Genomic DNA, 12,391 nt, shown 5'->3' on the forward strand with positions numbered 1-12,391 from the left:
CACCTCCTCGTGGGAGCGGCTTCGTGCAGGCGCGTCGGCTGTGATGCGCCTCACCTACCGATTGTTCGGTCGTCGGCACATTTTGGCTACGGGTGGCCCCAGGCTGTGGACAAACGGTTCTCCACAGCCTGTGATGGACGCAGTACGTCCATGGTAGGGAGGCGGGCGCAGGTGGCATCTGAACAAATGGCCGAAAGCCAGGACGACAGCGGCCTGCCGCCACCGCCGCGTCCGCTGGACGCCATCGACCAGGACATCCTGCGCATGCTCCAGGCGGACGGCCGCGCCTCGATAAGGTCGGTCGCCGAGCGGGTCCACGTCTCGCGCGCCAACGCCTACGCCCGCATCAACCGGCTCGTCGAGGACGGCGTCATCCGCGGCTTCGGCGCCCGCGTCAACCACGAGCGGGCAGGCCAGGGCACGTCCGCGTACATCACGCTGAAGATCGTGCAGAACTCCTGGCGCACGGTGCGCGAGGAGCTCAGACAACTGCCCGGCGCCTCCCACATCGCCCTGGTGGGCGGCGACTTCGACGTGCTGCTGCTGGTGCACGTGTCCGACAACCGGGCGCTGCGCGAGCTGGTGCTGACCCGGCTCCAGGCGATCCCGCAGGTGCTCAGCACGCGCACGCTGCTGGTGTTCGAGGAGGAGGACCTGGAACCGCAGGGGTGAACGCCCGGGCCGCGCCGTCAGCTCGACGAGGCCACCGCGAGGCCGAGCAGCACCGCGAACAGCACCGGGAGCAGCGCGCACCCGAGCCCGGTGCCGGCCGCCACGATCCGCAGTCCGCGCAGGGACCGGCGGTGCGGCAGCACCCAGGCGAGCACGAGCAGTCCGGTCGCCCAGAACAGCACACCCGAGAAAGCGCCGGGGCCGTCCTGGGCGGCGAACCAGCGGTACTCCAGCGCGAGGAGCGGCAGGCCTAGCAGGGTGGCCACGAGCGGCGCCCGCCACCACGTCCGGTGGGCGGCGGGGGAGGGCGGCGCGTCATTTCCGGGCATGCGCCCCACCCCATCACCGCGGGGTGGCCGGGACATCGTCGCGCCTACTCACCCCGCCCACGCGCGGATACTCACGCGGGGGGACGCCGTCAGGCGGCTCTGCACAGGCCGGTCAGGCGGCTCTGCACAGGCCGGTCAGGCGGCTCTGCGCAGGCCGGAGAAGGCCAGCTGCACCACCGCGTCGGCCACCTCGCGCTCGCTCATGCCGCGGACGTCCGGCCGGTACCACTCGACGATCGAGTTGATCATGCCGAAGACCAGCCGGGTCACCAGCCGGACCTCTATGTCGGCGCGCACGTCGCCGTCGGCGGCGGCCGCCTTGAGCAGGTCGGCGACCCGGTGGTCGAAGTCGCGGCGCCGCTCCAGGGCCCACCGCTCGGTGTCGGTGTTGCCCCGCACCCGCAGCAGGAGAGTCACGTAGGGCAGTTCGGCGATGAGCACCTCGACCATGCGCCGGACGACGTACTCCAGGCGGTCGGCGGCGCGCCCCACGCGCGCGTGCTCCTCGTCGAGGATCCCGAAGAGGCCGTCCAGGGCCCGGCTCACTGCCCGCCGCAGCAGCTCCTCCTTGCCGGCCACGTGGTGGTAGATCGACGACTTGGAGATGCCGGCCGCCTTGGAGAGGTGCTCCATGGAGGTGCCGTCGTAACCGCGCTCGTTGAACACCCGGACGGCGACGGACAGCAGGGTGTCCGGCGTGTAGGTGTCGCGCTTGGCGGTGGTCATGAGGCTGTGCCCTCCCGCTTGTCGGAGGCGTGGGCGTGGCGGTACAGCGCGAGGGACGGCGCGTAGCGCCCCGAGGGGTCCCGCAGGTGGAGGTCGTCCAGGAGCGCGTAAGCCCAGTAACGGCCGAGCCGGCGGCTCCACTCGAAGGGGCCCAGGGGGTAGTTGACGCCGAGGCGCATCGCGGTGTCGATGTCCTCCTCGGTGGCCACGCCCTTGGCGACGGCGTCGTGCGCCAGGTCGATGATCCGCGCGACCGCGCGGGCGACGATCATGCCGGGGACGTCACCGATGACGCTGACCTGCTTGCCGAGCGCCTGGAACAGTCCGATGGCCTCGGCGAGGGTCTGCGGGGAGGTGTCCTGGGAGGCGGCCAGGGCGATCCGGGTGGCCTTGCGGTAGTCCAGGGCGAGGTCGAAGTAGACGACGTCCCGGAACTCCACGGAGGTCTGCCCGTCGGCGAGGGCGAGCTGGCCGCCGCTCGGCAGCACCATGCGGGTGCCGTTGTCCTCGTCCTCGTCTCGGACCGGGATGCCCGCCTCGCGGATCAGCGCGAGCAGGTCACCGGCCGGGCCCAGGTCACCCTCCGCGACGACGTACGCCGGCGGCTGCCGCTGCTCCGCCGTGTCGGGTTCCGGACGCTCGGCGCCGTCCCGGTGGTCGTACCAGCCGTGGCCGGTCTTGCGGCCCAGCCGGCCGGACTCGACCAGGCGCCGCTGGGCGAGGGACGGCGTGAAGCGTACATCCTGGAAGAAGGACTGCCAGACCGACCGCGTGACGGACTCGTTCACGTCCTGGCCGATCAGGTCGGTCAGCTCGAACGCGCCCATCTTGAAGCCGCCCGACTCGCGCAGCACGGCGTCGATGGTGGCCGGGTCGGCGCCCTGCGCCTCGTAGACCGCGAAGGCCTCGGCGTAGAAGGGCCGGGCGATGCGGTTGACGATGAAGCCGGGGGTGTCCGCGCAGGCGACCGGCGTCTTGCCCCAGGCGCGGGCGGTCTCGTACGCGCGCGTGGCGTACGTGACGTCGGTGGCGAACCCGGAGACGACCTCGACCAGCGGCAGCAGCGGGGCGGGGTTGAAGAAGTGCAGGCCGACGAAGCGGCCGGGGGAGCGCAGGGCGCCGCCGATGGCGGTGACGGACAGGGACGAGGTGTTGGTGGCGAGCAGGCAGTCGTCGGCGACGATGCCCTCCAGCCCGCGGAACAGGTCCTGTTTGACGTCCAGCCGCTCCAGGACCGCCTCGACGACCAGGGAGCAGTCCGCCAGCTCGGAGAGGTCTTCGGCGGGCAGCAGCCGGGCGCGGGCGGCGTCCCGCTCGGTGCCGGTGAGTCGGTCCTTCTCGACGAGCCGGTCCAGGCGGGCGCCGATAGCGTCGGCGGCTCCCCGTGCGCGCCCGGGGATGGTGTCGTACAGCCGTACGGGATGGCCCGCGACCAGCGCGACCTGGGCGATTCCCTGACCCATGGTGCCGGTGCCGACGACGGCCACGGGGCTGCTGAGGTCGAGTGCTGTCATGTGCGCGATCCTCCCGCACGGGGTTTTCCACAGATGCGGCGGACCCCCTTGAACCGACCGATCGTTCGGTTACTCTAGCTCTGTCCGAGTGTTCCTGCCCAGGTTTCTGCCCAGGTCATGAACTCGACGAGGAGTTCTTGAGACGAGGAGTTGGTCACCCATGACCGCCGCACTCTCGGCGCACGAGCTGATCGCCCGGCACCGGTCCACCCTCGACCAGGCGCTGGAAGCGATCCGCACGCGCGCGTACTGGTCCCCGCACCCCGAGCACCCCAAGGCCTACGGGGAGGACGGCAGCCTGGACGCGGCCGCAGGCAAGGCCGCCTTCGACGCCCTGCTCGGCACCCGCCTCGACCTCGGCCAGCCGGGCACGGACGACTGGGTGGGCGGCGAGACGTCCCCGTACGGCATCGACCTGGGCGTGACGTACCCGCACGCGGACCTCGACGTGCTGCTGCCCGCCATGAAGGCCGGGCAGCGGGCCTGGCGGGACGCGGGCGCGGAGCAGCGCGCGGTGGTCTGCCTGGAGATCCTCAAGCGCATCAGCGACCGGACGCACGAGTTCGCGCACGCGGTCATGCACACCTCCGGCCAGGCGTTCATGATGGCGTTCCAGGCGGGCGGGCCGCACGCGCAGGACCGCGGCCTGGAGGCGGTGGCGTACGCGTACGTGGAACAGGTGCGCACACCCGACAACGCCGAGTGGACCAAGCCGCAGGGCAAGCGCGACCCGCTGGCCATGACCAAGCAGTTCACGCCGGTCCCGCGCGGCATCGGCCTGGTGATCGGCTGCAACACCTTCCCGACGTGGAACGGCTACCCGGGCCTGTTCGCCTCCCTCGCCACCGGCAACGCGGTCCTGGTCAAGCCCCACCCGCGCGCGGTGCTGCCCCTCGCGCTCACGGTGCAGGTCGCTCGCGAAGTGCTCGCCGAGACCGGCTTCGATCCGAACCTGGTGGCGCTGGCCGCCGAGCGCCCTCGCGAGGGCATCGCCAAGACCCTCGCGCTGCGCCCCGAGATCCGGATCATCGACTACACGGGCTCGACCGAGTTCGGCGACTGGCTGGAGGCCAACGCCCGCCAGGCGCAGGTCTACACGGAGAAGGCCGGCGTCAACACGGTCGTCGTCCACTCCACGTCCGACTACAAGGGCATGCTCTCCAACCTGGCGTTCTCGCTGTCCCTCTACAGCGGCCAGATGTGCACGACCCCGCAGAACCTGCTCGTCCCGCGCGAGGGCATCTCCACGGACCAGGGCCCCAAGTCGTACGACGAGGTGGTCGCGGATCTCGCCAAGGCGGTCGACGGGCTCCTGGGCGACGACGCCCGGGCGAACGCGCTGCTGGGCGCGATCGTCAACCCGGACGTGAAGGCCCGGCTGGAGGGCGCGGCGGGGCTGGGCGAGGTCGCCCTGGCCTCCCGGGAGATCGCCAACCCGGACTTCCCGGGCGCGGTCGTCCGTACGCCGGTGATCGTGAAGCTGGACAGGGCCAAGCCGGATGCCGAGGCCGCGTACATGAGCGAGTGCTTCGGGCCGGTCTCCTTCGCCGTGGCGGTCGACTCGGCGGCGGACGCGGCGGAGTTGTTGCGGCGGACCGTCCGTGAGAAGGGCGCGATGACCGTCGGGGCGTACACGACCGACCCGGAGGTCGAGCGGGACGTGCGGGAGGTGTGCCTGGAGGAGGCGGCGCAGTTGTCGCTGAATCTCACGGGCGGGGTGTATGTGAACCAGACGGCCGCGTTCTCCGACTTCCACGGCTCGGGCGGTAATCCGGCGGCCAGTGCGGCGCTCTGCGACGGGGCGTTCGTCGCCAACCGCTTCAGGGTCGTCGAGGTGCGGCGGGAGGCCTAAGCCGCCCCGCAGCTCCAGTGGTACAGGGTCATCGCCACGCTCGTCGCCAGGTTGTAGCTGCTGACCTGGGGACGCATCGGCAGGGACAGCAAGTGGTCGGCCCTGGCGCGCAGTTCGGGCGAAAGGCCCGTGCGTTCCGAGCCGAAGGCCAGGACAGCGTCGTCCGGGAGCTTCATGGCCCGGATGTCGTCGCCCTCCGGGTCGAGTGCGAACAGCGGGCCGGGCGGCAGATCGGACACCTCCAGCCGCTCCACCGCCGTCGCGAAGTGCAGCCCGGCCCCGCCGCGGACGACCGTGGGGTGCCAGGGGTCGACCGTCCCGGTGGTGACCACGCCCGTCGCCCCGAAGCCGGCCGCCAGGCGGATCACCGCCCCCGCGTTGCCCAGGTTGCGCGGGTTGTCGAGGACCACGACGGGGGCCGTGCGGGGCGTGTGCGCCAGCTTCTCGAGGTTGGACGCGCGGGAGGGCCGTACGGCCAGGGCGGCCACGGCGGTGGGGTGCGGGCGCGGGACGAACGACGCGTACGTCTCGTGCGGCACCTCCGTCAGCAGCCCGGCCAGCGCTTCCCGTACGTCCGGGGCCAGCTCGTCGGCGAGGGCGAGCGTGGCCGCCCGGTCGGCGGTGACCGCGACCGGCACCTCGGCGCCGAACCGCACGGCGTGCTTGAGGGCGTGGAAGCCGTCGAGCAGGACGGTGCTGCCGGCGAGCCGGCGCCAGACGGTCACGGGGTCGGTCATGTCCCGAAGCCTACGTGCGTGGCCTCGGGGCGCTCGTGGGCGTGCTGCTGCTCGGGGGCCTGTCCGGACCCGCCGCGCCGCAGCAGACGGTCACGGGCGCGTGCGGCCCAGCCGCCCATGCGGCGCAGGAAGGTCGTCGGCAGGAACACCGCGTCCGCCGCGATCATCGCCAGTGAGAAGAACGGCAGTCCGAGGACGACGGCGATCACGGCGTGCTCGGTGATCATGACGGCCAGCAGGACGTTCTTCACCCGCCGGTTGAACAGCGTGAACGGGAAGGCGACCTGTACCAGGACCGTCCCGTAGGTCACGAGCATCACCATCGTGCCGCTGGCGGACAGCAGGTCGGCGAGCCCGGGCCAGGGCGAGAAGTACTCCAGGTGGAGCGGGTAGTAGACGGCGGTGCCGTCCTGCCAGCGGGAGCCCTGAATCTTGTACCAGCCGGCCGTCGCGTAGATCAGGCACGCCTCGGCCATGATCACGAGCAGGGCGCCGTTGTGCACGATGTCGGCGACCACGTCGAGCATGATCCGTAGTTCACCGGGCTTCGCGCGGCGCCCGGCCAGCCACCACAGGACCTGCGTCACCCACACGGTCCACAGCAGCGCCGGTATCAGCCAGTCGCCGTCCATCCGGCCGGCCAGGGTCGCTCCGGCCAGCACGAGCCCGAGCACACCCCACAGCGCCGGGCCGGTCCGGTCCCTGACCCGCTCGCCCCGCGCGTGTGCCGCCCGGGCGCGCGCGGCCCGGCGGGCGTCCAGCGACCACACCTGGGCACAGCGCGTGAACACCAGGTAGACCGACATCAGGTGCAGCACGTTGTCGCCGCCGTCGCCCATGAAGACGCTGCGGTTCTGGAGCGACAGCACACCGACCATGAACAGCACCGACATGGTGCGGGTGCGCCAGCCCAGCATCAGCAGGGCACTGGCGAGGATCGCGAGCAGGTAGACGGTCTCGAACCAGATCACGCCGTCCGACCACATGAGAGTGGTGAAGGCCTTGTTGGTCCCGATCAGCTGCTCGGCCAGACCCCAGCTCCAGGGCCCGCCGGGGCCGTAGAGCTCGTGGCGGTGGGGGAACTCACGCAGCAGGAACAGCAGCCAGGTCGCGCTGAAGCCGATGCGGATCACGGCGGTCTGGTACGGGCCGAGGGCGGCCTCGGTGACCCGGGCGATAACGCGCGAGGCGGCCAGGGAGAAGCGGTTCACCGCACGCCACCCCCGGTCTCGTCCTCCGGCACCGGCCACCACGGCAGCTCGCGGTAGGCCGGTGTCGTGGAGACCTTCTCCCGGCTCCACTTCGGCGGGGGCACGTTGCTGGTGCGGGAGCGGACCTGGACGCGCTCGATGGTGCCGCCGCCCCCGGTGGCGGCCCGCACGGCGTCGTCGCGGCCGAGGCGCAGCACCACGATCCGGCGCAGGTACGACTCGGAGAGCGAGCCGCGCAGGCCCACCGCGCGGTTCTCGCCGTCGTGCGTCGCGAGGAAGAAATCCCAGGCGCGACGCAGCTCGTTCTGCTGGGTGTGGCTGGGCAGCAGGTTGCCGTCGATGGCCCGGCCGTCCTCGGCGGACAGGTCGTACCAGCCGGTGGTCAGCGTCCCGCCCTCCCCGTCCCGGACCTCGGCACGGACCTGGATCGATATGTTCTGCTGGAGCGGGTTCGGCGCGAAGAGCTTCCAGTTCTGCTCGAACTCCGGATAGATCCAGTCGTCCACGGCCTTGCCGTGCTCCCTGGTGACGGTGTTCGGCGGCGCGACGTGCAGGAACATCATCCCGACGTGCACACAGACCCCCACCGCGACGGCCGCGAGCGCCAGCGCGACACCGATCCGGTAGCGGAGGGAGAGCGCGGCGATACCGGCGCGGGGTTCGGTGGGCGGGTCCGGCTCGGCAGGCCCGCCCGACTCGGCAGGCACACCCGGCCCGGCCGGCCCGTGCCGGGCGTCCGAGCCTCCGTCGTACGCGTCCATTCAGCCCCGTTCCACGATCCCGGTCCGTCGTTCCGTCCGCCCGGCCGCGAGGGCGTCGTACCGCCCGCGCACCACCGCGCGACATCGGCACGGGCACGGTACTCAGGCCGCCCACCCGGGCACAGCCTCTTGCGCCGGTTCCGCCCGTGGCCGTCACCACACCGCGGAAGCCGACCCGAAGCCGACCCGAAGTTGATCGGAAGCCGACCGTACGGTGCCCGCGGCGGCCGGGAGCGGCGGTCCCCCTGGTCCACAGGGGACCCCCGCAGGTTATCCACAGGGCGCCCGGACAGGTCGCCCACAGGAGTGACACCCTACGGCCCCCGCCCGCACACCCATTCCCTTCTTCTAGAACCTGTTCTATCTTCCGGCCCGTCAGCTCACGTCAGCTCAACGGGACCGGCCGGAAGGACAGGCACCGTGGACTTCACCTTCACCGAGGAGCAGCAGGCCGCGGCCGAGGCGGCGAAGGGCGTGTTCGCCGGGGTCGCGCCCGACGCCGTGCCCAGTCCGGCCCTCACCCCCGGCGCCGTCGCCGACGCCTGCGACCGCGCCCTGTGGGCCAAACTCGCCGAAGCCGACCTGCTGAGCCTGCTGCTGGACGCCCGGTACGGCGGGGCCGGCCTGGACGCGATCGCGCTGTGCCTGGTGCTGCGGGAGTCGGCGCGGGTGCTGGCCAGGGTGCCGCTGCTGGAGAGCAGCGCGGCCGCGGCCGCCGTACAGGCCTTCGGCGGCGAGGAGGCGAAGTCGGCGCTGCTGCCCCGGGCGGGCCGGGGCGAGCTCGTGCTGACCGTCGCCGCGCACGGCCGCACCGGCCACGACCCGGCCGAGCTCGCCGTGACCGCACGGCAGGACGGCGAGGCATGGGTGCTGGACGGAGTGCAGACGGCGGTGCCGTGGGCGTACGACGCGGACGTCACGGTCGTCCCCGCGCGCACGGGGACCGGGCGGACCGGGCTGGCCCTGGTCCCGCGGGGGCACGAGGGGATGGTCCTGGCCGAGCAGTTCTCCACGAGCGGTGAGCGGCTCGGCGAGCTGCGGCTGGAGTCGGCGCGGCTGGCCGCCCGGGACGTGATCGACGCCGACGGCGCGTGGGAGTGGCTGCGTGACCTGCTGGCCACCGGGACGTGTGCGCTGGCGCTCGGGCTCGGGGAGCGCGTGCTGCGCATGACCGGGGAGTACACGAGCAAGCGGGAGCAGTTCGGCTTCCCGATCGCGACCTTCCAGGCCGTCGCCGTGCAGGCCGCCGACCGCTACATCGACCTGCGCGCGATGGAGGCCACACTGTGGCAGGCCGCGTGGCGGATCGCCTCGGGGTCGCCGGGCGCGCTGCCCGCCGCCGGTGATGTCGCCGTCGCCAAGATCTGGGCAGCGGAGGGCGTACGCCGGGTCGTGCAGACGGCGCAGCATCTGCACGGCGGGTTCGGCGCCGACGTCGACTACCCCCTGCACCGGTACCACGCCTGGGCCAAGCACCTGGAGCTGTCACTCGGCCCGGCGGCGGCACACGAGGAGGCCCTGGGCGACCTGCTGGCCGCCCACCCGTTGGCCTGAACCCGCCGGGGGGCGGGCGCTTGCAGGCGCTACAGGCGCTACAGGCGCTACAGGACGAACCCGGGCTGGCCGTCGTCCGTGACGACGGGACGGCCCGCCGCCTCCCACACCTGCATGCCGCCGTCGACGTTCACGGCGTCGATGCCCTGCTGGGCCAGGTACATCGTGACCTGGGCGGAACGTCCGCCGGAGCGGCAGATCACATGGACCCGGCCGTCCTGCGGGGCGGCCTCGGTCAGCTCCCCGTACCGGGCGACGAACTCGCTGATGGGGATGTGCAGCGCCCCTTCGGCGTGACCGGCCTCCCACTCGTCGTCCTCCCGGACGTCCAGCAGGAAGTCGCCGTCCTTGAGGTCCGCGACCTCGACCGTGGGCACACCAGCTCCGAAACTCATACGTCCGACGCTACCCGAACCGGCGCGTGACCCGGCCGGAGCGGGGCTCAACGCTAGGGTCCGTCCGGCGGATCATGCCGCGGACGCGGGGCCTGGCACCTGCGACTTTGATCAGCCGGCCAGACCCTAGCCCGCGCCCTCGCCGAGCAGCGCGGCCAGTTCCCGCTCCCGCTCGGTGACCTGGGTGAGCAACTGCTGCCCGATCTCGTCCAGGAGGCCGTCCGGGTCGTCCGGGGCCAGCTGGAGCATGTGGCCTATGGCGCTCTCCTCCAGCTCCTTGGCGAGCAGGGCGAGCAGTTCCTTGCGCTGGGCGAGCCATTCGAGGCGGGCATAGAGCTCCTCGGCGCGGCTCGGGCCCCGCTTCAGCTCCGGCCCCTTGGCCCATTCCTCGGCGAGTTCGCGCAGCTCCGCCTCGTCGCCCCGGGCGTAGGCGGCGTTCACCCGGGTGATGAACTCCTCGCGCCGCTCGCGTTCCTTCTCCTCCTGCGCCAGGTCCGGGTGGGCCTTGCGGGCCAGCTCGCGGTAGAGCTTGCGGGCCTCCTCGCTGGGGCGGACCCGCTGCGGTGGCCGGACCGCCTGGTCCGTGAGCATCGCCACGGCCTCCGGGAACAGACCGCTGTCGTCCATCCAGCCGTGCAGCAGTTCCTCGACGCCGGGGATCGGCGCGAGCCGGGCCCTGGCCTCCTCCGCCCGGCGCCGGTCCTCCAGGTCGCCGCTGCGGGCGGCCCTGGCCTCGAGGATCCGGGCGTCCAGCTCCTCGAGCCGGCCGTAGAGGGGCCCGAGCTTCTGTTCGTGCAGCCGGGAGAAGTTCTCGATCTCGACGCGGAAGGTCTCCACCGCGATCTCGTACTCGATCAGCGCTTGCTCGGCGGCCCGCACGGCCCGCTCCAGCCGCGCCTCGGGCCGCGCCGCCTCGTCTTCGGTGTGCGCCGCGCCGCCCTCGGGGCGATCCTCGCCGCCCTCTGCACGCGCCGCGTCACCTTCGGGCGTCACCCGTTCCTCACCGGCGCCGCCACCACCCTGCTCAGCTTCCGGGGTCGTCACCCGACCAGCGTAGGCCACGGCCCGACCGCTCCCGCGCTGCGGACAACCACACGCCCGATGGTCCTGAGGGTTCAGACCCCCATCTCCGCTGCGACCTTCCCCGCCCGCACCCCCGCCACCAGGTCCGCATGGTCCGCCTCCGTACGGTCCGCATAGGCGACGGCGAAATCCGCCATCGCCTCGTCCAGCTCCTCGCTCTTGCCGCAGTAGCCGGCGATGAGGCGGGGGTCGGCGCTGTGAGCGTGGGCGCGGGCCAGGAGGGCGCCGGTCATCCGTCCGTAGTCGTCCATCTGGTCGGCGGCCAGGGCGGCCGGATCGACGCTGCCCTTGCGGTTGCGGAACTGGCGGACCTGGAAGGGATGCCCGTCGACCGTTGTCCAACCGAGCAGAATGTCGCTGACGACCTGCATCCGCTTCTGCCCCAGCACGACCCGCCGCCCCTCGTGGTCGACCACAGGCGCGTCGAAACCGGCCGTCACCAAATGCGGCACCAGCGCCGACGCCCGCGCCTCCTTCACCTGGAGCACCAGCGGCTCACCCCGGTGGTCCAGGAGCAGCACGACGTAGGACCGGGTGCCGACACTGCCGGTGCCGACGACGCGGAACGCCACGTCGTGCACCGCGTGCCGGGCGAGGAGCGGCCGGCGGTCCTCCGGCAGCGTGCCGACGTACTCCTCCAGGGACGCCGCCACCGCCGCGGCCTCCGCGTCCGGGACGCGCCGCAGCACCGGCGGGGCGTCGACGAAGCGGCGCCCGCCGTCCTCCGTGGCCTCCGTCGACCTTGCCGCGAAACGGCCGCTGGTGTTGTGGCGGGCCTTCTCGGAGACCCGCTCCAGCGTGCCGAGCAGGTCGTGGGCGTCCGTGTGGGAGACGAGTTCCTCGTCCGCGATGGCGTTCCACGCGTCCAGCACCGGGAGCCTGGCCAGCAGCCGCATGGTGCGGCGGTAGGCGCCCACCGCGTCGTAGGCCGCCTTTCGGCACCTCTCCTCGTCCGCTCCGGCCTCCCGGCCCGCGAGCACCAGGGAGGCCGCGAGGCGCTTCACGTCCCACTCCCAGGGGCCGAGCACCGTCTCGTCGAAGTCGTTCAGATCGATGACCAGGCCGCCGCGCGCGTCGCCGTACAGGCCGAAACTGGCCGCATGGGCGTCACCGCAGATCTGCGCCTTGATCCGGGTCATGGGGGTTCGCGCCAGGTCGTAGGCCATCAGGCCCGCGGCGCCGCGCAGGAACGCGAACGGTGTGGCGGCCATGCGGCCGACCCGGATCGGCGTGAGCTCAGGGAGCCGGCCGCGGCCCGACTCCTCGACCGCGCTCACCGCGTCGGGCCGGGACGCGTCCAGGTCGAGCGTGGCGTGCGCGCGGCGTGGGATCCGCTTGCGCAGGGCCTTGCCCTCGTCCTTGGGCGAGCCCTCGGCGGGCCACTCGGCGAAACCGCGCACCCGGGGCAGCCGACGGGTCCCCCCATGCGCCGCCCTGCCCTCATCCCCAGCACTGTCCCTGGTCACACCGACCGCCTCCCCCGCACGCGCACGAACATCAACTCGTGCGACCGTACAGCCGGTGGCCGAAACGCGTCAGACCCTGTGGACAACTCCA

General features: G+C 72.5%; 12 protein-coding genes. 3 read left to right on the forward strand and 9 right to left on the reverse strand.

What is annotated here, in order from left to right:
* Positions 1 to 186: 186 nt before the first annotated feature.
* A complete protein-coding gene (locus AOQ53_RS12485; protein ID WP_059417096.1) occupies positions 187 to 672 on the forward strand; it encodes an Lrp/AsnC family transcriptional regulator in 486 nt (161 codons plus the stop codon).
* Positions 673 to 689: 17 nt separating this feature from the next.
* Here AOQ53_RS12485 and AOQ53_RS12490 read toward each other — a convergent pair whose 3' ends face one another.
* The 3 genes from AOQ53_RS12490 to AOQ53_RS12500 form a co-directional block, all read right to left on the reverse strand.
* The gene (locus AOQ53_RS12490; RefSeq protein WP_148640316.1) at positions 690 to 1,001 is read right to left on the reverse strand and encodes a hypothetical protein; all 312 of its coding nucleotides are present in this window, start codon (positions 999 to 1,001) and stop codon (positions 690 to 692) included.
* Between the two features lie 135 nt (positions 1,002 to 1,136).
* On the reverse strand, positions 1,137 to 1,727 hold the full coding sequence (locus tag AOQ53_RS12495) for a TetR/AcrR family transcriptional regulator (RefSeq protein ID WP_059417098.1): 591 nt from the start codon (positions 1,725 to 1,727) through the stop codon (positions 1,137 to 1,139).
* Positions 1,724 to 3,241, reverse strand: a complete 1,518-nt coding sequence (locus AOQ53_RS12500) for a 3-hydroxyacyl-CoA dehydrogenase (RefSeq protein WP_059417099.1) — start codon at positions 3,239 to 3,241, stop codon at positions 1,724 to 1,726. The genes AOQ53_RS12495 and AOQ53_RS12500 overlap by 4 nt, the downstream gene beginning before the upstream one ends.
* A gap of 160 nt (positions 3,242 to 3,401) precedes the next feature.
* On the opposite strand from AOQ53_RS12500, the gene paaN reads away from it, so the two are divergent.
* Positions 3,402 to 5,093 (forward strand): phenylacetic acid degradation protein PaaN, encoded by a 1,692-nt coding sequence (gene paaN, locus AOQ53_RS12505; RefSeq protein WP_059417100.1) that lies wholly within the window; start codon positions 3,402 to 3,404, stop codon positions 5,091 to 5,093.
* Here the strand turns inward: paaN and AOQ53_RS12510 are convergent.
* Genes AOQ53_RS12510 through AOQ53_RS12520 form a run of 3 tightly spaced genes read right to left on the reverse strand, consistent with a single transcriptional unit; the run spans position 5,090 to position 7,802 of the window.
* A complete protein-coding gene (locus AOQ53_RS12510) occupies positions 5,090 to 5,830 on the reverse strand; it encodes a TrmH family RNA methyltransferase (protein WP_059417101.1) in 741 nt (246 codons plus the stop codon). The genes paaN and AOQ53_RS12510 overlap by 4 nt on opposite strands.
* Positions 5,827 to 7,041 (reverse strand): HTTM domain-containing protein, encoded by a 1,215-nt coding sequence (locus tag AOQ53_RS12515; RefSeq protein ID WP_059417102.1) that lies wholly within the window; start codon positions 7,039 to 7,041, stop codon positions 5,827 to 5,829. The genes AOQ53_RS12510 and AOQ53_RS12515 overlap by 4 nt, the downstream gene beginning before the upstream one ends.
* Complete coding sequence (locus tag AOQ53_RS12520; RefSeq protein WP_059417103.1) at positions 7,038 to 7,802, reverse strand: DUF5819 family protein; 765 nt, start codon at positions 7,800 to 7,802, stop codon at positions 7,038 to 7,040. The genes AOQ53_RS12515 and AOQ53_RS12520 overlap by 4 nt, the downstream gene beginning before the upstream one ends.
* A gap of 420 nt (positions 7,803 to 8,222) precedes the next feature.
* Here AOQ53_RS12520 and AOQ53_RS12525 point away from each other — a divergent pair, with 420 nt between their 5' ends.
* On the forward strand, positions 8,223 to 9,356 hold the full coding sequence (locus tag AOQ53_RS12525) for an acyl-CoA dehydrogenase family protein (protein WP_059417104.1): 1,134 nt from the start codon (positions 8,223 to 8,225) through the stop codon (positions 9,354 to 9,356).
* 47 nt (positions 9,357 to 9,403) lie between these two features.
* Here the strand turns inward: AOQ53_RS12525 and AOQ53_RS12530 are convergent, their stop codons facing one another.
* The 3 genes from AOQ53_RS12530 to AOQ53_RS12540 form a co-directional block, all read right to left on the reverse strand.
* Entirely contained in the window at positions 9,404 to 9,733 is a 330-nt protein-coding gene (locus tag AOQ53_RS12530) for a rhodanese-like domain-containing protein (RefSeq protein WP_059417105.1), read from the reverse strand.
* 144 nt (positions 9,734 to 9,877) lie between these two features.
* Complete coding sequence (locus AOQ53_RS12535; RefSeq protein WP_174523274.1) at positions 9,878 to 10,795, reverse strand: hypothetical protein; 918 nt, start codon at positions 10,793 to 10,795, stop codon at positions 9,878 to 9,880.
* 71 nt (positions 10,796 to 10,866) lie between these two features.
* Positions 10,867 to 12,300: a DUF2252 domain-containing protein gene (locus tag AOQ53_RS12540; RefSeq protein ID WP_059417106.1), complete on the reverse strand. Its 1,434-nt coding sequence runs from the start codon at positions 12,298 to 12,300 to the stop codon at positions 10,867 to 10,869.
* Positions 12,301 to 12,391: the final 91 nt, after the last annotated feature.

It is taken from the genome of Streptomyces azureus, assembly GCF_001270025.1.
Lineage (GTDB): Bacteria > Actinomycetota > Actinomycetes > Streptomycetales > Streptomycetaceae > Streptomyces > Streptomyces azureus.